A 21,445-nucleotide genomic window follows, 5' to 3' on the forward strand; every position below is an offset into this window, starting at 1 on the left:
CAGATTCCTCTCCCACTTCTCTTCAAAAAAGGCCTGCCAGGGCTTCCTGAATCCTGGCCACTTGTTGTTCCGTGATGAAGCTGGTGAGAATCTTCATAAAATGGGGATGTTGAGCCCCGGAGATGATGTACTGCCACCGATACGCCTTGAGGAGTCCTTTTTCGACAGCTTGATGTTGGGCGCCAGGCAAGTGCCGGCCACAGGTACGGGCAAAGTACTCTCCATCAGCCTTGGCCTGGACTTTCAGGATTCCATCGACGGCTCCCACCAATTCAATAAATTCATCGACCGCCCGGTCTCTGGCTTCCCCCGACAGGGTCTTGTCGAGACGCCTCCATTCCAATTCATCCATAATGGCGTGTTGGCTTTCTTCCAACCAGTGATATCGGAACACATCTTTAAAGAGCGGGGACACGTTTTGATCGGGATCGATGCTGGACCGATAATGCAGTTGCGTGAATAATTCAATATGCAGGGTCAGGGCTAACACCGCCCATGTACTTTTACTCAAGACTACCCTGGCCACGGCATTAGGATCTGGCAGAAAGGTATACCCAGGGGCCATTTTGACGCCGGCTAATCGTTCAATGCGTCGAAATAAGTCTTGGTGTTTTAACTCTTCGTCGCTAAAACGAACCAGGGCCTCGAGCGCTGTTTGGTTTCCCAACCAATGCTCTTGGCTCACCTCGAGGACCTTGGCATTAATAAATCGTTCCACCAACCCAAATACATTGGCATAGGTCCGACCTTGCACCTGGCTCAGATAGCGTTGTTCTTCGGACGTTAAAAATTCAAGCTCCTGCACTTTCGATAACCCATCAGGGAGAAATTTTTGCTCGACATCGAACTGTCGGTGGCGCAAGACATCCTTGTCGATCTCCCACCTGACACGTTGGGAGGCGGCAATACAAGGGGCATAGGGGTCAGAAGAAATGTCTTCATGGCTAAATCGCCTCTCAGTCACAGCGGGTTCATTATCGATCGACAACGCTCTCTTGGGTGGAGTTAAAGTGGGCACAGTCATGAGAAGGTCTCCTTTCTTAAATGGTAGATGGGAAAACAAGACATTTTCTTGATTAACTATTCAGTTAAGTGAATTCCCAAAAAAATTATTCCTTAATCAACCGCTTGACCTCCTCAATCGCGCGGTCAATAGGCCATCGCTCGTGATATTCCTGACTCCCCATAATTGCCCCAGCGACCAGCAGATAGTACAGGTCGGTGACCCGGTCGGTATCCATATTTGTATATTTCTTATGGGAGTCTTTTAGATCGATCACCACCTCACGAATAAATTCCCGGAGATTCTCGATGTAATGCCGGGCTTCTTTGACCAACGGATTACTGGCCTCCCGAAGTTCGGCAATGACGTTAAAGTACCGGCATCCACGGAAATCGTTTTTTACCAGGTGGTCGGCAATCAGTTGGATGATGCCATAATAGCGACTCTCCGGGGTCTTTTCTTTTCGTATGGCCTCCTTAATGCTTACGAGGTCTTGTTGTCGCTGCAGTTGCAGATACGCAACCCCTAAGTCTTCCTTCGTGGCAAAGTGGGAATAAAGCGTGGGGCGGGATACACCCGAACGTTGAATGACATCATCAACCGTGGTCCCTTGATAGCCCCGCTCAAAAAAAAGCGTGGTGGCCGCAGCCAGGATCTTCTCTCGTGCTGGGGTTCGGGGTGTATTCGACATGCAGTGAAAATAACATTAACTAATTAGTTAGTCAATAAACTCTTAAAATATTTTTTACTTGGTTCCGTGTACCGGGCACGTTCCTAATTAATACTCCCAGAGCAGGAATGAATTGTGTTGACCGACCCATCCTGTTAGGGCATTAGGGACTCCCCCCTGAGAATTCAACCGCACCATTCGATGGAATCTAATTCCCTGTTAATTCCCTGGTATTGGAGTCTTAGCCTGAAAATTTTTAAAGCTAAACACTTTGTTTTCATTAAAAGTTAGGCCACTTTAGTCAAAAAGTCTCTTAAACAAAAAATTTTCCCTGTATTTTCCCTCTTAAAAACGGAGAAGGAAAGTGACTATCCGATAGCCCGGCAGTCACCAATAACCACTAGATAGAATAGGAAGAATCAAAGTTCTGCAGAGAGAAATTCGAGGCTGACTGCGCACATCGCCAGCCAGTGCCGCAGCATAAGAATAACAAGCGGAAAGCGGAGCAACCACCTTACATAAAAGAAGGTGGGATTTGAACAGGGGGTTCTGAAGGGGATATTTCCCCTTCAAGAGGTTACCGGAGCCATGCGAAGCCACGAGGGGTCATGGCCCCCTAGTGGGAGTGCGGCACTCACCAGACCCGCACGACTTCAAATTCCCGCCCTCTCCGCCAACCTATGCATGGCGAATTCCTAATCGCCAATTCCACAGCGCTCCTCCGCACGCCTTGATCTTCATTTCACCTATTCTTACGGTCCGCAGCCATGAAGAAGATGCTCATGCTTTTCACTGACCTCTTATTCATATTTTTCAAAGGACTCAGAGGCGGCGGCATAAGGGTCAGATTGCCGAGACCCTCCTCCTGAAGTACCAGCTGTTCCTGCTCACTCTTACCCGAAAACGTGCCTCCGTTCGATTCCTCCTGGGCCTCTCAACCTTCGTTCTTCATCCTCCCCGCATCAATCGGGCTGTTTTCCTCCACACTCCTGAGATATCATCACACACCGATCAACTGGAAAGATCGCCTACTATTACCAAGTCTTACAAAAACCATCTTTTTGCGAATGCAGATTGTTCGGGCTCTCTTTGTCCTGTTGTTCGAGGTAGAAGGCCTATGCCTTCCCGAGTTTAACGGTTTCCCTCACCCACTTGATTCAATACTTTTCGGGCAATTCCTTCAATAGGGCTTGAAGGAAGGCGTGGATTTCCGGAGAACTCCTCTCAATGCCCTGAATTCCGGTGATTGAAAGCTCGATAAACTGGACGTCTTTCCCGTTAAGCCTCCGGGAATGTTTAGGATTGTCTGCTGCGAACTGCACAACCGGAATCACCGCGTAATTGGTATTCTTTCCGGCTTTGATCATGACCGGTCCAAGGGTTGAAACAAAAAAATCCTGCGTTTGTCGAATGTGTTCCGGAAACGCCCAAAGACTCCATGAATCCCATTCAATATCCAGCGTGTTCCCAGGTGAAAGAGCTTGACGGCTCCAGCGCTGGCGCTCTCCAGCCTGCTGAAGCGACGCCCTCATATTGAGGACACTATAAAACCCACCTGTCTTTTCTTTGGAAGGGGGAAAGTCATGTTGGTTCCTTTGCAGGAACACATTCTCGGATACGACTCCTGGGGCGTATTCTGGAACGCCTCTTACCGGGAACGGCACTTCCCTCCTTAACCTTGCCTGATAGCGAAGGGGACCAATGGCCATAGAGTTCTCAATCCACCGGGTATCTTTTTTATATCGCTCGTTGAAAAGGAAAATAGGAATGATTGCGAATACTCCCGCATCCTCGTTTGTCATATGCAGTTGGCTTTTCCATTTATTAGGACTTAGGGGAAAGTCCGTCCATCCACCGGGTCCAGGGTAATTCTCGTATGTTTGATATTCAAAAGTCATCGACGCTGTTAACCCGATGGGTAGGGAAAACTCTGCAGCCTTCGAAGCTTCCGTGATTTTTGGATTAATGCATTTGGCCCATTCCAATTGTGATGTTAGTTTTTGTCTTTCTTTAACGGCATGACATTCTTCAACCGCCTGGGTGGTGAAGGATTCAGGCTTTTCATATTTTGCCTGCCTTGAGATACAGCCAGACAAGAGCAGTGTTGCCAAGCAAACTAAGAGAATTTTTTCTCCTGAAGACAAAGTGATTTTCAAGATGTCCCCCTGTACTCCTTACCTATTCTGATCTGGAAATTACTGTGACCACGCTGCGCCGGGGGCGAGGGGGAGATGAACCCCGGCAGGCGGGTCGGGGGCAACGCCGACAGCCAGCCCACCGCATTAAAGGTCGTCGCGATGTCAAGGCTCGAAGCCGGAGCGACACGCTCGAAAAGCGACCCGCCGACGGCAACCGGATAAATACCCGCAGTGCGACTCGAGAGCGTCGCATCGGGGAAGAGATTGGCGAAGAGCTGATTGAAGTCGTTCGTGGGCAGATCATCAAAGAAAGTCCAGATGTCGGCCGGGGTGCGATCGCGCAGCGCCTCGATGATCGCCCCTACCGCATGAATCGCATTGGCGCCTTCCGACGAGCCGAGGTCAAGCAACGCGATCGGCGTGCCGTTCGTCGGCAAGGGCAGACCGGCCATAGCCTCTACGATCCAGGGAAGGAATTCATCCATCGCCGCGCGCTGCCCGGATGAGTGCGCATCGTAGAAGCCTCCCCCTCTCATACCGGTTGTGCTCGCCATACTCAAGTCTCCTGCCTATCGCGGGGAATTGTTCATTTAACTTGATGTGAACATATTGAGACGGGATTTCTCTCACCCCTTATGCACACACCCATTCCTTCCAGACCCGAAAGGCCTGGCTGCCCAGTAGGCGATAATAGACAGTCTGTATTTCCATGCGTCGGAGTTGCACAAGCACAGCAATCCTCTTCCCATCCTGGTCCACGGCTCGCCACAAAAAGTGCGGTGGTCTCTGAATGACATTACACATGTTATCGAGTTGCCAAGTATCACCCGAACGATCTTGCCATTCCATGAGTTTGCATGCATAGGCAGAGAAAAACTTCTGACACCATTGGCGAAGGATTTCATAGCTGGCGATGTAGCATCCTCCAACCAGAAGCTCCTCCACCTCCCGAAACTTCAGACAAATGCGATAGTACAGCCACTTCCCATGACAAATAATTTCGGTTGGAAAACGATGGCGTTAATAGCCGGCGTTTTGGAATGCATACCCCCGAGAGTGCCAAATATGCGTTGAATTAACAATACCTGCAAGAGCCCCTGAGTTGAGACGCTCCATCAAGTCCGGTTCGGGAAGCGCGTTCGCCGGAAAGGATTTGGCAAGAGGAATATTTCCCCCTCAGGGGGCGACGCCCGCTATGCGAAGGCACAAGAGGGCCATGGCTCCCTAGTGGGAGTGCGGGAGGAGATTCCCACCCGGGAAAAGGCCTCCAACATGCCGCAGCGTGAACGGTAACGGGCCAAGACGTCGGAAACATTCCTTTCATTACCTATTTGATGAATTGCCTTTCATTGCGAATCTTGCCACGCTACCACCTGATTCGAATGAAAGGCGATCCGGGAACATCTTTTTCCCCATATACAGGAGGGCTACCGCATGCGAGCACTAATATTTTTTGGATGTTTCCTGGGTATGGCTGGAAGTACCTGGGCCCAATTCGGCGATGATTCCTGGCGACCGACTTCACAGCTTCACCCGACTCCCCCAAGATCCTTCTATGACCAAACCCCTATCCCTTCTTCCCCAGAGTCGTTGCAAAACTTCGATACATGGTACCAACAACAGCGTGTCCAACAACGGCAACAACACGATCGTTACCGGCAGGAGGCATTACAGCATGACTTAAACCAAATGAACCGGCTGCGGACATATGACCGACTGCGTTGGGGACCCCTCCAACCTTATTCACCATATTAAACGGTGGGGGACGGGGTCTTGCTCTACCATCTTCCTCTCTGCCCGGGCATGGAGAATCCTGAATCGCCTCTGACAAAGCGTGTCTCTGTGGGTGGTTTTGACACCGTACGTCAACCTGAGCTGATTTCCTACCTCGATTCGGTAATCTGAATGTGGTTCATTCAACAAATTTTGAATCTGTGCGTTCCTGGTTTTCTGAACAATTTCAATTAATTTGACCATACTCACTCAGTGCCCGCGAGGGCATGATTCCCCAGATTGCCGCAGGGGCCAAAGGCCCCTTCAACAGGAGGCCCTGCCGGTTTTTAGAATGCACCCTTATCTTTTGCACAAGTTTTTGGTTTGATCTGCCCACTGTCCCGTATAAGTCCATCCACACACCACGCCGTTATTGTCATAATAAAAAATACGTTTTGGGTGGAAAGAATCATCTGTAGATTCTCCTGAATCCACCCAATGGCAGAATTCTCCATGTTCATCCCACAGCATGCACATCACCGGATCACCCATTTTTTGGATTTGTTCTTCCTTGCTTTTCCCCAGCCACATGTCCAACTCCTTCTCAACCCCGGCAAGGGTGGCGACGCCCTCCATTTCGTAGTACATACGACAACCTAAAAGAGAAAGCCCCGGGAGGGTAAGGCCCAACACGATGGTTCCTATCCAAAGCATAGAGAAATTCTGAACACGGCATACTTTCATACCCATCAGAACCTCCTCGTCGCGACCGTTTCTCCCCGGCGAAATCTCGACCATCTGTGGATTGGCGGGTTCTTCCATCCTGTTTTTTCCCTGGTGGGGCGTCGGAAGATACCATAAACACATTGCAGGTCTAACGAGACATCCCACAGGGCTTTCGACCATGGTAGAGTGTGGCTCCCCGATTTCTGGTCAGCATCTGCTTCGCGTCCGTGTTACCAGGTTCTGCCCCACCTTTCAAGGGACCATGAAGGGGCTGTTGAAAAAAGCCGCCAGCGGCGTTCTCGCCATTTTTCCGTGCTCACTACTGGAAGTACGCTCTGCGCGCAAAAATGACTGCGGCCTTGCTGGACGAATTTTTTTGAACCGCCCCGAGGCCTCTAATATGCAACGTGCCTGTGGGTCAATATGGCCTTGGAAATTAGTATTATTCAACACTCCCATGAAGGCGGTTGGGGGGGGTCACCCTGCTCAAATTACCCGCACGCATTCCGAATCTGAATAACCATGCCGAACGCCGGGTGAGGTCTGTGGAGGAGGAAGTCCGGTCAGGTGTCATCCAGGCTGGTGAAAGTGCCATCCGAAAAGTGTTCAACGAGTATGACACCCATTATCATTAGAAGCGCCACCATCAAGAGAAAAGTCCAATCAACACTTGTAGACCCATTTCATGAGGTGTGGCCGCCTCACTGTTAGGGACTTTGCCAATCATTAAAAGCGGCATGATCAGCAATTCATCTTGGATAGGTAAAGAACGGTGTGAGTTCATGTGAGGAACACTTGATTTTTAATCTGAGGTAAGTAAAGTAAGGTCGGTTTAATTGTGGGAGTTGGATGCCCTCGTTCCTCTGATGAGGTCGTTATGATGAATACGGGTTCGGAGATAGAAAAGGAGTTGTGAACTATGGCCATAGCAAAATGCGTAATGAAAGGGGTCTTCCTTGTTAGCATTTTATTGATGAATTTCGGTTACGAAATTTCAGGGGCAGAGGGTTTTACACCGCGAGAAGTATGTTCTCCGGACCAATCGGAGTCATTGACACCTGTGCCCTGTACCGTTCGGTTTTTGTCCTACAATGTTCACGGAATTTCTCCAATCCTGAATTCCATGTATGTCGGAATACCTGTCAGGAATAATGATACCCGAAGTGGCCTGATGGCCTGGTTGCTCATGGATTATGATTTCGTATTATTACAAGAGGACTTTGAATTTCACCGGCAAATTGTCCATGAATTCACCTATGAGCTCGTAGAGCAGGGGAACGGGCCACGGATAGCGCTGGCCCCATTATGGCTGGTCACCCTTCCCATTAAAATCGCCAATGTTGGGTTTCAGTTATTTAATAGTCCCGGCATTCCTTTTCGTGTCCCCTATGGGTCGGGGCTGACCACAGCTTCACCCTACTATAAGGCAGTGAAAGAAGGAGTCACACAAGTACCGCTTCCAGATTGTGAAGGATGGTTGAGTAGGAAAAATGACTGCTGGTCGACCAAGGGGCTGCTTCGAGTGCCGGTTCGTCTTCCGAATGGCGCAGAATTTGACGTGTACAATACACACCTGGATGCCGGGAGAGATGAAGAAGACCGATCCGTTCGGAAAAAGCAGATTACATTCCTTGCAGGATGTATCAAGAAATTATCCAAAGATCGGGCCTTCATTTTGGGAGGTGATTTCAACTCACAATACGACCAAGGGGAAAATGAGGCCTCAGGAGAGGACTACCAAATTTTAAAACACTATCTCCTTGATGAGTTGGCTCTCAATGACAGCAATGCACGTCCAGAACCCAATGGATATTGGAAAAATCGAGTGGACTACATTTTCTATCGAGGAGGTCAAGGGGCGAAGATTGAATTAATCGGCTCTGGATCTGAAGATCAACGCTTCCGGCACCCTGTTAACCGAGGCAAACAATCTCCTAATGATAAATACGAAGACCTTCTTAGCGACCATCCTGCCATCCGGGCAGAATTTAAAATTTCCCCGTCGCCACTCTCCGCTCCTAGTTCACAGGATGGGGAAAGCGGGTCGTGTGCAGAAGAACCTGTTAAGGAGAAGATGGAGATAGTCTGGTAGGACAAACTCTAATGGGCCTGTTTCTCTAAAGCAGAGTCAACTCCTCCCTGTTCATTTTTCTTCTGCGTGAGTCGGCGTCGAAGTTCATGCTTCTCTCCGTGGTCGCCTTGCGCCACACGATGGTGTCGGAGTCGGGGCCTCAAGCTGAAACGCGAGACGTGAAAGTCTCAAACAGTCCACGAGGTCACCCGCCCCGAACCCCTCCCCCCCTCACTTGTTTGGCCAGCGTGGCCGGGCTTCGATGATCCGCCCCCGTCTCACCCTGGGTCGGGCGTAAACGCTGCGTTGGTCAGCCAGAGGCGATGGAGCAGAATCGCCAATTTGCGGGCCACGGCCACATTCGCTTTGCCCTGCCCTCGCTTCTTGGCTCACTTCAGCCCCCACCGCTTGAGTGCAGAGCTCCGCTTCGTCCGCGTCAGCAAGACATGAGCGGCTTCGACGAACAGCCAGCGCCGCAACTTGTCGCCTTCTTTACGGATCCGCCCGTGATAGTTGGCGGCCCCGGATTGATAGACTCGGGCCACCAACCCCAGATAGGCTGCCACCTGCGTCGAGGTGCGGAACCGTGTGGGATCGTCTAGGGTCGCCACATATGTCCCCGCCACTAAGGGCCCCACGCCCGGCACTGGCATCAAGCGTTGACAGAGCGGATCCTGCTTCACCTGCTTCGTGACGTGACGGGCCAACGCCTTGGCGCCCTCATGCGCCTGGCGATCAATCAAGAGTAAGGGCTCCAGTGCCGTGGTCAGGGCCGGAACATGCTCCGCCACCAAGGCCTGCACGGTGGCGACGAACTGCCCCGCAGACACCGCGCCGACTTTGACCCCATGCGCCCGCAACAAGCCCCGAATCCGAGCGGCTTGGGCTGTCTCGACGAGCCCATTGCGGGCTTGCAGGTGGGTCCGTTGCAGACGGGCCGCAGGGGTTTTCCGATGCACCGCTGTGTACCACCCAACCTGCGCCAGTTTCGCCAGATTCCGCGCATCCAACTTGTCCGTCTTGTTCTTGGTCTGAATCACCGCCTTGGCTCGCCGTGGATCAATGAGGATCACCTCATGCCCCTGCGTCTCCAACTGCTGCGCGACCCATGCCGCTAAGGGCGCCGCTTCCACCACACATCGTAGGCGGCCCAACCCCGTCAACGCCTTGCCCAACTCACGGGCTTCGGTCGCGACCATCTGTTCGCGGAGGAGGGTGCCTTGTTCGTTCACGATACACACCGCACTGGCTTCGCTCGCCAAATCAATGCCACAGGAGTTCATGGGTGTCCTCCTTGAGTGTGAGGCGTCGAGTGACGACCTCGGATAATCAGCACGATTGCTGGACTCAGGGAGGGTGCCCTTTTTTGATCAGCATGTCTACTTCAGCCTCTGCTTTATACCACCTGAAAAAAGCCGCCAGCGGCGTTCTCGCCATTTTTCCGTGCTCACGTACGACGCGTACGCTCCGCGCGTAAAAACGGCTGCGGCCTTGCTGGACAGACTTTTTTGAACCGACCCGGAGCCGTTGATGAGAAATCTAATCCTGGGCAAATTTTCCCTTGAAAATCTTTATTATTCAACACTCCCCTAATCGACTTTTTCAGCTCGTTCATCATAGGTAGGGGAATCGCCGGACACGACATCGCCAATTTCCCCAAAGAGACCGAGGGTGAACCTTCCTGCTTCCCTTTTTCGGCTCCATTCATTCTCTGGCCAATAAGACAAATCCTGGCTATATTAAAATAAATAGCCGTTAAGGTCTGATTACTGCTCACTTGCTGTTGGATTGCCTCGATGCCTTGCCAAAGAAGCTACCTTTTTTATTGAATCCCAATCTGCCGGAAACCGGTTTTTGAAGAACAGGAATCAAGTAAATTCGTGAGTGTATAAGCAGAGATGGGATAAGATTCATGCCGATTATTTTTCTTCATGAAACTTCTGGTGCGGAAAACCTACCCCTTACTTGTGGAGGTTTTGTATGGGGTTGTTAAAAAAACTACGGGGTAGGTTCAATCGCAGAAAAACAATTTCCGTCAATCCCCTTTATGAGTTTGTTCTGGCTTATTTACAAAAGGACATTCATGAATCACCCCATGAGCGTATTCAAAAACTTTCTCAGGCTTCGAAGGAAAAGATCCTCCAGGAAATTGATACTGTGACAGAAACCCTATGGCAGGCTCCCGATAGAGTATTGGCCAACCGCGAAGGGCTGCTTGAGTCCATGTTGCACCAGGTGGATTGTGAAATATTCATGATTGAGCCCGGCCACAAGCTATTCGGCTTCAATGGTATTTCCGGGGATTTGAAAGACTTTCTGCCTGAATTTGTCCAAAAAGGCATAGATACTGGAGAATTGGACTGGAAGCAAAAAATGAGACCCACAAAAGATGAGGCCGATATGTTGGTGTGGGGCAAATGGTTGAGGGCCAATCACTATTGCAAAATATTTAATGAGATACGGCTTTATTTAAAGGATTATCATACCAATCAGGAGCGAGACTGGTTCTTTCCCCTTCAATGTGCCTCGGCAGCGTTTACCGAATATAATTTTCGTAAAGAATTTGGCCTACAACAGATCATTGATAATGCTCGAGCCCTGCAATATGGCTCCTTTCTTGAAATCGTTTCAAAAGGCTACAAAGACCCCTTAGCAGAATGGGAAAAGACCTATCAAGAATTATTCCCTCTACATACTTCGTTTTATGCTGAGTCCGGCTATGGGAAAGACTAGGCCAATAATTTTCTCTCAGCTTAGAACCAGGTCACCAGCAAACAACTATCCTTCCATCCATCTGCATCCGGCCCCTCTTGCCGGTTCCTACAAATCTCCCTCATATGCATCTATTGAAAAACGAAATCCCTGACAAAATTTTTCAGACGGTGAGTCTGGGCTTTTGGTTTATCAATGGGTGGCCTAACCCCCACGTCGTGAAGGAGGGATGAGTTGACGACGGGGGGCAGGTCGAGAAGGGAAGCGTTGGGGATCGGAGGTCACAATTATGTCACCTATGGAGAACTTTCCATTGACCCCATTATCATTCGTCATATCTCCAAAGCCGATTCTGGGTATACCCACCCAGTCATTTCGTTTCAAAGCAGGCTTTCCATCAACGTACACCTTGGCAAATCTTCCACCCTCAACCGTTAACGTGTAGGTATGAAAGGTATCAGTTGTATCCATTTTAAACATCCCTTTCTCGTCTCCCCATCCAATGGCATCCTCATCAAAATAGATCATATGACTTCGAGGTCCTTCTGCAAAGGTCCCGTCAGAGGTGTCGACAGAACCGTAAAACATGATGCCCGAATCAAGAAAATTATGCGGTTTCTCCACTTTGTGCACTTGCAAAGTAAACTCAATGGAGAACCCTGTTTCGAAATCAAAAGGAAGGTCTTTATAAAACCACATGTACGCTTTCCCTGGAAGTTGATCGATCGCCCTTAGGACTCCAATTGTGTTGAGCGTTAAATGACTTCCGTTTGTCACCACATCCAACGGGCGAACAGCATTGCTGGAATCCTTCCAACCTTGCTGTTCCGGCAACTGGGAACCTTTCAATACGGTAGTTTGTCCCGACTGCACTCCTCCACACCCGGTTAGGAGAAACACCGTGACGAGCGTCAATTGCATAGTGACTTTTTTCATCCGCATGACAGACCCCTTTGCAAGAAGGCTCAGTAAGAAGACAAACCTACCGGAGACCGCCCTATGGTTCTTCCTGGACTTTAACTCACAACAGGGATGTTCAGGCTCTGCTATGCATCCGTTTGCCACATGTCCCATAGATGGCCCCAATTGACTAGCTCTTGTGGATTGAAGGCATAGATTGCCGGTACCCACCCATACAAATAATTTGCCCATCCACTTTTGGCTTTTGACGAAGGATTCTACTATAGATCGTGCAGATTAAAAATAAACAATTTCCGGTGGAGACGGGCATTGAAATATCCCGCACTCAGGGAGTGTTGAATAATACTAATTTTCACGGGCATATTGACCTCCAGGCACGTTGCATATCAGAGGCCTCTGGGCGGTTCAAAAAAGTTCGTCCTGCAGGGTCGCAGTCATTTTTGCGCGCAGAGCGTATTTCCAGTACGTGAGCATGGGAGAATGGCGAGAACGCCGCTGGCGGCCTTTTTCAACAGCCCCACTCATCCCAATTCATCCCCCCTTTACCTGATCTGATACCCGGCCATTGTCCATCAGCTAAAAACAATACCCCCACGATTCTCTCTAAGATAACGGAATCAGGGCCAGGCAAGGGTATCGGATGAATCGTCGCTGAAACAGAAATGATCAAACGGGATTTTAGAATGGACAGGAGGAGCCGGGATACTTGGCGGAATGCATGGCCGGACGATTGAACGATGAAAAGATGTTCCACCAACCGGCGAACCACGCAACTACCGGCTGGTTACCTCATCACATGGGATTGCTTCTCGTCATATGCGAAATTACCTTCGATGGCGCCCGGGTACCGGGGCAGAAACTCCCGGTGGTTGGATGCGATGAACCTTCGACTTGCTTATGGACTCGGATGTTCGGCCTGGTTGTGGATAACGAAATAATCCAATTCCAAAGTTCCAGTAGCCGATTGCACCTCCAAGGTGATCGTATGGGGACCGGCGGGGAGCGCGTGGGATAATCGCATCTCTTGCGTTACCTTATAATCACCCAGGGTGCCCCCATCCTCCATCTCAATCGTCGCCTGGCGCCGGCCATCCACGAAGATCGTGACCTGATCACCCGCACTTTTGCCCTTGGTATATCTCAGGCGAATGCTTGGATTCGCAATGTTCTCGGTCAGATCCAACACATAGTTCGCTTCTCCCGTCCCTCGTATCGTGTGTCCCCCGGACGCCGTCTTGCGGGGCGATTTCAGCAGGGTACCCGAGCGATAGTCCTCAGCCTGCCGGGTCACAAAGGAGCCGAGTGGGCGCAGCACCTCGACTTTGAAATCCGGGCACGAGGTATTGTGCCGCGAATAGGTAGGCCGGTCAAAACTCCAGGAATCGCCCGGGATCGTGGTCCATTCCTCATGCGTCGGATCGATCGGGTATGTCTGCACGACACCGGAGGATGATTCGGCCTGGATGCGGGAGATATCGCTATTATCATTGGCCACCCACATAGAACGCATGGTGACAAACGGCGCGGTGAGGGTGTCATATGTCACATCCGTCACGCGCACCGTCGTCTTGCCCGGTTCGGCCTGGAGCTGCAACACCGCGGACGATCCGTTTTTATATCGCACCGTGATGGACATCGTGTGCGGATCGATATCCAGCCTCTCGATCGGAATAAAAGGAAACAAGGGGTCCTCTGCCGCCGGCCCGATAATCATCGAGGATCCGAAACAGACCCGTTCCTCCCGCCCTACCGGGGGTTGGGTGATAATCCGTGCGTATCCATTGGCATAGAGCACAAATATTTGCGGGGGGGCATGCGCGTCGTCCGTCCGTTTAAGAAACTGGATAAAATCGTGATCCGGCTCCGATTGTCCGCCCACGATATTCACGGCCATCCCGGATTCATAGGGCCACCCGGACACATCCATGACTCGAACCGCCACATTGCCGTCGTTGTAAATGTCCTTCCCGTCAAGATCCGCGATATCCACAAAACCCGAAGTCACCAAACTCGCATACTGCACGGCGGCACCGGATGCGATGACCTGAGGATTATCCCACTGCGGCGCAGTCGTCTTCGTCTTCGCCAGAAATTTTAAACGCTGGTTATCCGCATCGTAATAGGCAATATTTGGATATCCTCTTGCCGTCACCCCCAGCGAGGCAAACCGGCCGACATCCCCCACCGCATCAAGAACGATCGCCGCCGGCCATGATGCCGCAGCAGCCTCTTTATGAAGGTATTTTAAATCCTGATTCGTGGCATCATAATACGCCACATGTAGAGCTCCATCAGGACCAAACGCCGTCGACGTATATTGACCGACATCTCCCGCCCCATCCAACACCACCGGGGTCGACCACCCCTGTGCATCCTGATAGATGTATTTTAAAGTTCCGTTGCTCGCATCGTAATAGGTGATATGCGGATACTGCCCTTCATACGCCCCGTTCATTTTCTCCGTCCACCCCTCATAGTACACGCTCATTGAGGCATAGGTGCCGACATCGCCGACGGCATCCAGGACCACGGGCGCCGACCATCCATGCGCGTCATCGTTGGTGACATATTTCAAATCCTTCGTGTCAGCATCGTAATACACCACATGGAGGCTGCCTCTGGGACCTATCGCCATGGCGGCATGCTGCCCGACATCGCCGTTTGCGTCCAGGATCGTTGGGGTCGCCCATCCGCCCACCATATCGGGATTGCTCTTATAGGTATATTTTAAATTCCCATGATCCGCATCGTAATACACGACGTGATGCCGCCTATCCCGACTAATACGCAACGAGACGTATTTCCCGACATCGCCGGTGGAATCGACAATCTCCGGCTGGCGCCACGTCCCCTTTTCATCCCGGACAATATACATGAGGTTTTGTTTGAGCGCGTCATAATAGGCCATGGCCGGTGGCGCACCTAAGCCCACCCAATACCGGTCTGTCGGCGGATACGCCAACGACACATATTGTCCGACATCCGCGTTGTCCGTGTCCGGCGTTTCAATCGGATACCAATAGAAGCCAGGCGACTGCCAGACAAATTTCAACGTCCGTTGCGCCGAATCGTAGTAAGCGATCTGCGCCGTTGGCCGCATGTCCCAGGCCTGTTCGCAGTTGGTGAGATCCCCAACACAGAGATCCTGCTGCCCGCGTTGGAGGGGATAATAGGTGGGAAAGGTCGCGGTGATTTGATAGTCGGACACATAGCCGCCATAGATCGGAATATTCACATTGTCTTCTTCGGCGCACTGTGACGGAAAGCTCATATTCTTGGCGTGACGCACCGTGACGGCTTCGGCAGCATGAACGCCTGGCAGGCCCACCACCACACACAGCATCCCGAGAATCGCCAGATTTTTTGTCCTACATGAACGCCAAGCCATAACCATCAAGCGATCTCCTCAGATCTCATTAGATTTGTGAATGGTCATAGTGACCGGGCTTTGACAGAGCGGGTGACCATTACCCACACGCCCGACTCCCACAATTTTCGTTTTTCATTGGCATGCGGCCGCAGGATTCTTCCACAATGTATCATACGACCGGGAACATGAACTCCGATGGCTGGTGAACGACAAACGACGAAGGAGAGTCCTGAACAAGCAGGTCCTGAGCCATGGCAAAGACGCCGCCACAAGTCAGGAGAATACTTTCATGACAGGGGCATAGACGACAGTCTTTCATCCCACCCCTTATGCCTCTTGCCTGACTCTTGGCTCCTTACACCAAACCGGCCATTTACCATTTGGCCACCAACTTGAACGTATGACCTGAGAACCAGATACCGTGATCATCCACACGGTAGCTGTCATCGCCCTCAACGACCACCTGCTTAGGCTTACTTTCCTTGTGGATTGGCCAGCGCACATAAATTTTTCTATCCGTGTCTTTTGGCATATCCACATCCAGATTCAGTCGCTGATCGGTGTCATCCCACTTCGCCTGCATCATCAGGTTTCCGAAATGCGTGGGAAAATTCGAAAGGGCAATGCCATCGTCCACAAGCCATTCGCGTGGGGTACCAAACAGCAGGTTCAAGGTTTTGCTTTTATCCTCTTCCATCACGATAAGACCCCGGACAGAATTCACATAACCCGCCCCGACCCACGTATGGGGCATATCACCAATATAGACACCCTTGCGGCTGTCGGACAGCACAACCTCCGCAAACTCATTCCAATTGGGCGGGCGCCTGCCCTTGAACAATATTTCATGCAGGTCGAAAGCTTCCTTGCGATACCCCAGGGTTGCGAGCGCCAGAATATTCCGCACCTCGTAAGGCGTATAGGAATACGGCGTCGAACCGGCATCCCGTTCTTTCACCATCCGGTAATAGTTCCGGAACGTCCGGTCCAGGATATCTCCGGGCAGCACATGCCAGGCTTCCGTGGGAAACATGGCAATGGCAATGGAGGTCGGATCAGGAGTGCCTTTGTCCGCATCCACAGGGATATAATCCGCAGACTTCCAGGCCATCGTTTTTTCAATGGACTCCCTGACGCTTGTGGTGAAGTTTTTCGACTCCGTCCTCGCCCAGTCGGCCAAAAATTTCCGGCCCAGGATTTCCGCCATTTCAATCCCGTCCGCCCAACCGCGAATAGCCCAGAAATCATCCCAATAACTGTGCATCGGGGTAATAAACCCTTCATGACTGATAGACGGAGGCAGGATGCCCTTCAGGCGTTCACCGGCCTCAAGATGGGCATAATGCTTCGGATCAAGCGTCCGCTCACGCAACATGACAATGTACTTCATCGCCCGGTGAACCGCATCAAAATGCTTTTCCAGAAAGCCTCTGTCACCCGTAAAACGATAGTATTCCATGATTGCATAGATAAACTGACCCTGGCTGTCCCATTCGATATTCCTCCCCCAGCCGTCATACACCTCGCCGCTGGTGAAGAGAATAGGCGGCACGAGACCGTCAGGCTCCACGCGTTCGGCATACCAGTTCAGAAAATCCCTGACCTCATCGAAAAAACCAAGCCGCATGAGCGTGGCGGAAATGATCGCGCCATCCCGCATCCAGGTCCGGTTGTAGCTGCGCGCGCCTGGCTGGATGACCACGCCATCGTTGTTCAAGAGGATATACGCTATCTGCGACTTCACGGTATTGACGACAGCCTTGTTGGCAAGCTCGAATCCCACACGGTTAAGCTTGTCGGTCCAGAAGGTCACATACTCCTTCCGCAACGTCTCGAAGTCCCCGGCCTTTTTCAGATGGGTCAGGGTCTCATGCAGAGGAGCCGCAAAGACTACCTCCTTGGATTCACCGGGTTTCAATTCGAATGCATAGGTCCAGGCTGCCGAAAGCAGTCCGGTCCCGGTCTGGTCTTCAATTGATTTGGCATCGCCCTTACCGTCTGCACCGGCGCTCAGCATGACCCTGCCTCGCAGGTGGTTGGCAATATCCCCGTGAGCATATTGCGATCCAAGAAAACTGTCGGCAGGCGAAAGGGCCAGATAGGTATTTTTGTCGTTAACCATGACCAGTTTTCCGGTTTCATGCACATACCGGATCGAATGGATAGGCGACAATCCGCCATGTTGCCACTTGGGATTGATCTGGGCAGGCCTGAGCGTGACGATAAGGTCGCCTTTTCGTACAGTGTCGGAACGATTTTCAAGCCGATGTCGCACATAGGTCATGCTGGCATCGACAGGACCGCTGGTAATGGCCTCGGACCTGAAATGCAGTCCATTCCCCGTCTCCCATTTCACGATAGGAGCCGGCAGATACCCGTCCTGCAATTCCTGGCGTATGTTCGCCGCGACCGCAGCCGAATAGAGATTGTCCCCCTCTTTGACATAGGGCATCAGCATGGGACCGTCGCGCCGGGATTCCAGATTGCCATACTCATCAAAGAGACTTTCCTCGGTATCTATGGGAAGGCCAACCAGCGTCCAGTAGGTCTGATAACCTCTGACATGTGGTGGATAATCACCGAACGGAGCCCTCCGGGCATCAAACTGATACCGGATAAAAGGGGTGAACACTTCCTTGGGGCCACGCAATGAAATATCGCTAATCGCGAAACCGCTCCCGGCTTTCATAGGGTTCGTCAGCACAAGCCTGATGTAGCGTACCTCCGAGGGATCTTGCGGAACAAAATCGGACTGCCCCTGTGATCCTGCCGAGACGGAGATGGAGGAGACATCCTTCCATTCCTTTCCATCCAACGAAATGGCCATATCGACCGCACCGGCATATTGCTCCCCCCAGTCGACACGCAATCCGGATATCGTTCTGGACTTGCGCAAATCCAGAAGCAATTCTGCCCGGTCAACCGCCTCGCTTTTCCAGACGGTATCCTTGCGGCCATCCATCAATGCCGGGGTATTCGCTCCACCACCCGCGATCACCGAGATATCGACAATGTCGTCAGTCCCTTTGATATCAAATTCCCAGAGGGAATTCCCCCAGCTTGTCGCTCTCTCCCGTGTATCCAGCCGGACATATCTCGCAGACACGGGCCGGATAAAAATATCATCCATCTGCCCGTCGCCCTCGTCGTTAATATACACCGTCGTCCACACCTGGGCATCGGTCGATACCAGGAGGTTGTATTTGCTCGAATACCCGTTCTCCCAATGCAGGGTAAAGCCGGTGATCTCCACAACCTTTCCAAGGTCAATAAGCGCCCATTCCTCATCCTTGGCCTGACTGGACCAGCGGGTCGTCATGTCACTATCCGCCAGATACCCCGGCAGAAATTCATCGCTCTGAATCGAGGAAGCGGTCACCCGCCAGGTATCCTTTGCGGGGATATTGGATGCGGCCGGCGCGGCGGTCGCGGCCATCATCAGCAGGACAAGAATAGACAACACGGTCAACACACGTCTCTTGCAAAAGGTCATCAGTGATCTCCCTGACTTGTCATGAGGTTTTCGGAAGGTTTGCGCCGAAGCTGCCTTCCGTCTTTCCCGAAAAGATGGCAGTGGTCTGCCGCCATACCTACCGTCAGCCGGTCGCCTTTCGCGAAACCGAAATCGCCGGATGCGCGGAATATCAGCAGGCCTTCGGCATCCGGTGTGTCCAGATAGACATAGGAATGGCTGCCGAGTGGCTCAACCAGCATGATCTGCGTCTCGACGAGGTTGTGCGCACCCCCCGTCGCCAGATGCTCGGGACGAATGCCGAGCGTGACCGGAGTATCAGGGGGCAATGCTCCGGCAACGCCATTCACCTGGATCGTCGCTCCACTGTGAAGTCGGATCGTTGTGATATCCTGGCGATGATCCACCACCACCCCGGCCAGGAAATTCATGGCCGGCGATCCGATAAAGCCGGCAACAAAGCGGTTGGCAGGATACTTATACAGGTCATTGGGGGAACCCGTCTGTTCAATACATCCATCTCGGAGTACCACGATCCGATCCGCCAACGTCATCGCCTCAACCTGGTCATGCGTGACATAGATCATGGTGGTGGCAAGCGTCTCGTGCAGTCGTGCAATCTCATGGCGCATCTTCACACGAAGAGAGGCATCCAGATTGGAAAGCGGTTCATCAAAGAGGAAGATTCGCGGACGCCTGACGATCGCCCGGCCAATAGCCGTGCGCTGACGCTGTCCACCGGAAAGCTCTTTCGGTTTCCGCTCAAGCAGCGCGGTCAGGCCGAGTGTCTCGGCAGCCCCGCGCACCGCCTGGTCAATTTCTGCGGCTGAAGCTCCGGCAATTTTCATCCCGAAGCTCATGTTGTCATAGACCGTCATATGCGGATACAGCGCATAGGACTGAAACACCATCGCAATACCGCGCTCGGAAGGGGGAAACTTCGAGACATCGGTCTCACCGATTGTGATGGTCCCCGTATCGATCTCTTCGAGGCCCGCAATGGTACGCAACAGCGTTGACTTGCCGCAACCCGAGGGACCGACAATGACCGCAAACTCGCCATCGGCGACATCAAGGTCAATTCCCGACAACACGGCGGTCTTGCCAAAACGTTTGTGAATATTTCGCAGGGTCAGACTGGCCATGTTAGGCATGCACGGAAAGAGGCAGAAAGGGTTCGTCCAGAACCGCACCATTGGATTCGATAATTTTCGAATAATACCGGGCTGTATCCTTCGGCGTGCGCTCGAGAGTCTCAAAATCGACATGAACAATGCCGAATCGCTTGGCATACCCGAAGGACCATTCATAGTTGTCCATCAGAGACCAGGCCATATATCCCCGCACATCGACGCCTTTCTCAATCGCGGTCCGGACCGCGCACAGATGCTGGTTCAGGTAGTGCATCCGTACCGGGTCAATGACCCGTCCATGAATCGCTTTCGGCGGATCAAAGAAGGCCGAGCCATTCTCGGTGATATACAGCGGCATTTCACCATACCGATTTTTGAGCCAGAGGAGCGTATCGGAAAGCCCCTCCGGATAGACCTCCCACCCGGTTTCCGTGTAGGTCTTGTGGGGTTGGCGAACCGTCCTGGCCCTGACAGGCAAACAGTCCGGGCCATCACCTGTCACGGCACGCGTGTAATAATTCAGCCCGACAAAATCGATCTTCTGACAAATAAGCTCGAAGTCCTTGGCAGGCCATTCCGGCCAGGCGTCACCGAAGATCTCCGTCATTTCCTCCGGATAGGATCCCAGGAGCGCGGGATCTAAAAACTGCCGGTTCATATACGCATCCGCACGATTGGTAGCCGCCAGATCTTTCGGATCATCCGACGCCGGATACTTCGGCTCGATATTCACCACCAGGCCGATCTCATGAGCCCCGACCGCACGATAGGCCTGAACGGCCGCACCATGGGCGCGCATCAGATGATGCGCGGCAACCGGCGCTTCATAGTGACAGGAATGCCCTGGGGCCAGGACGCCATGCAAATAGCCGCCATCCGTGACCACCCAGGGTTCATTGAGTGTCGTCCATTTTTTAACCCGGCCATCCAACCGCCGGTACATCGCCTCCCCATAATCGGCAAACCAATGCGCAATGTCCGGATTCAGCCATCCGCCAAGATCATCCAACGCTGCGGGCAAATCCCAGTGATACAATGTCAGGAGCGGTTCGATCCCGGCTTCCAGAAGGCCGTCAACAAGCCTTTCGTAAAAATCCAGGCCCTTCTCATTCAGGCTTCCTTTGCCTTCAGGAAAAATACGCGCCCAGGCCACCGAAAACCGATAGGCCTGCAATCCCAGCTCCTTCATGAGCGCGATATCCTCACGCCAGCGATGATAATGATCGCAGGCGACGTCGCCGGTATCGCCATTCAGGATATTTCCCGGCGTGTGGGCGAAACGCTGCCAGATGCTTGGACCTGCACCATCGGCCAGCGGGGCCCCCTCAACCTGGTAGGCCGATGTAGCAGCACCCCAGAGAAACCCTTCGGGAAATGTCGCGTGTTTTTTCATCTACGTTTATCCTTTTTTTCTTTCTCTGATTTTTCCATGGGTCACATTCTTCTCGTGCTCCCCTTGCGACAGACATCAGCCTGGAATTCCTCTTCTTTGCAAGGAGGAGACAAAGGTGGGGAA

Annotated in this window: 16 protein-coding genes; 4 read left to right on the forward strand and 12 right to left on the reverse strand. The window is 52.1% G+C overall.

Going from position 1 to position 21,445, the window contains the following annotated elements:
- Positions 1–22: 22 nt before the first annotated feature.
- From H6750_02380 to H6750_02400, 5 genes are all read right to left on the reverse strand, one after another.
- Positions 23–934, reverse strand: a complete 912-nt coding sequence (locus H6750_02380) for a hypothetical protein (protein ID MCB9773158.1) — start codon at positions 932–934, stop codon at positions 23–25.
- 175 nt (positions 935–1,109) lie between these two features.
- Complete coding sequence (locus H6750_02385; GenBank protein MCB9773159.1) at positions 1,110–1,694, reverse strand: TetR/AcrR family transcriptional regulator; 585 nt, start codon at positions 1,692–1,694, stop codon at positions 1,110–1,112.
- Between the two features lie 1,136 nt (positions 1,695–2,830).
- Positions 2,831–3,829 carry a hypothetical protein gene (locus H6750_02390; GenBank protein MCB9773160.1) on the reverse strand — a complete coding sequence of 333 codons (999 nt, stop codon included), beginning with the start codon at positions 3,827–3,829 and terminating at the stop codon, positions 2,831–2,833.
- Positions 3,826–4,365 carry a hypothetical protein gene (locus H6750_02395; GenBank protein ID MCB9773161.1) on the reverse strand — a complete coding sequence of 180 codons (540 nt, stop codon included), beginning with the start codon at positions 4,363–4,365 and terminating at the stop codon, positions 3,826–3,828. The genes H6750_02390 and H6750_02395 overlap by 4 nt, the downstream gene beginning before the upstream one ends.
- Positions 4,366–4,444: 79 nt before the next feature.
- A complete protein-coding gene (locus H6750_02400) occupies positions 4,445–4,756 on the reverse strand; it encodes a hypothetical protein (GenBank protein ID MCB9773162.1) in 312 nt (103 codons plus the stop codon).
- Positions 4,757–5,245: 489 nt separating this feature from the next.
- On the opposite strand from H6750_02400, the gene H6750_02405 reads away from it, so the two are divergent.
- Positions 5,246–5,566 carry a hypothetical protein gene (locus tag H6750_02405; protein MCB9773163.1) on the forward strand — a complete coding sequence of 107 codons (321 nt, stop codon included), beginning with the start codon at positions 5,246–5,248 and terminating at the stop codon, positions 5,564–5,566.
- 318 nt (positions 5,567–5,884) lie between these two features.
- Here H6750_02405 and H6750_02410 read toward each other — a convergent pair whose 3' ends face one another.
- On the reverse strand, positions 5,885–6,346 hold the full coding sequence (locus tag H6750_02410) for a hypothetical protein (protein ID MCB9773164.1): 462 nt from the start codon (positions 6,344–6,346) through the stop codon (positions 5,885–5,887).
- A gap of 371 nt (positions 6,347–6,717) precedes the next feature.
- Here H6750_02410 and H6750_02415 point away from each other — a divergent pair, with 371 nt between their 5' ends.
- Both H6750_02415 and H6750_02420 read left to right on the forward strand, forming a co-directional pair.
- Positions 6,718–6,885, forward strand: coding sequence for a hypothetical protein (locus H6750_02415; GenBank protein MCB9773165.1), 168 nt, complete (start codon positions 6,718–6,720; stop codon positions 6,883–6,885).
- A gap of 425 nt (positions 6,886–7,310) precedes the next feature.
- Positions 7,311–8,342 carry an endonuclease/exonuclease/phosphatase family protein gene (locus H6750_02420; protein ID MCB9773166.1) on the forward strand — a complete coding sequence of 344 codons (1,032 nt, stop codon included), beginning with the start codon at positions 7,311–7,313 and terminating at the stop codon, positions 8,340–8,342.
- A 368-nt stretch (positions 8,343–8,710) separates the two neighbouring features.
- Here the strand turns inward: H6750_02420 and H6750_02425 are convergent, their stop codons facing one another.
- Positions 8,711–9,604 (reverse strand): IS110 family transposase, encoded by an 894-nt coding sequence (locus H6750_02425; GenBank protein MCB9773167.1) that lies wholly within the window; start codon positions 9,602–9,604, stop codon positions 8,711–8,713.
- 697 nt (positions 9,605–10,301) lie between these two features.
- Here H6750_02425 and H6750_02430 point away from each other — a divergent pair.
- A complete protein-coding gene (locus tag H6750_02430; GenBank protein ID MCB9773168.1) occupies positions 10,302–11,054 on the forward strand; it encodes a hypothetical protein in 753 nt (250 codons plus the stop codon).
- A gap of 183 nt (positions 11,055–11,237) precedes the next feature.
- Here the strand turns inward: H6750_02430 and H6750_02435 are convergent, their stop codons facing one another.
- The 5 genes from H6750_02435 to H6750_02455 all read right to left on the reverse strand — a co-directional run bounded on the left by H6750_02435 (position 11,238) and on the right by H6750_02455 (position 21,322).
- Positions 11,238–11,969, reverse strand: a complete 732-nt coding sequence (locus H6750_02435; GenBank protein ID MCB9773169.1) for a hypothetical protein — start codon at positions 11,967–11,969, stop codon at positions 11,238–11,240.
- A gap of 880 nt (positions 11,970–12,849) precedes the next feature.
- Entirely contained in the window at positions 12,850–15,342 is a 2,493-nt protein-coding gene (locus H6750_02440; protein MCB9773170.1) for an exo-alpha-sialidase, read from the reverse strand.
- Between the two features lie 355 nt (positions 15,343–15,697).
- Positions 15,698–18,817, reverse strand: coding sequence for a discoidin domain-containing protein (locus tag H6750_02445; protein MCB9773171.1), 3,120 nt, complete (start codon positions 18,815–18,817; stop codon positions 15,698–15,700).
- A complete protein-coding gene (ugpC, locus tag H6750_02450) occupies positions 18,817–19,941 on the reverse strand; it encodes a sn-glycerol-3-phosphate ABC transporter ATP-binding protein UgpC (protein MCB9773172.1) in 1,125 nt (374 codons plus the stop codon). The genes H6750_02445 and ugpC overlap by 1 nt, the downstream gene beginning before the upstream one ends.
- A 1-nt stretch (position 19,942) precedes the next feature.
- Positions 19,943–21,322, reverse strand: a complete 1,380-nt coding sequence (locus H6750_02455; protein ID MCB9773173.1) for a beta-glucosidase — start codon at positions 21,320–21,322, stop codon at positions 19,943–19,945.
- Between the last annotated feature and the right edge of the window lie 123 nt (positions 21,323–21,445).

Source organism: Nitrospiraceae bacterium (assembly GCA_020632595.1).
Classification (GTDB): Bacteria; Nitrospirota; Nitrospiria; order Nitrospirales; family UBA8639; genus Nitrospira_E.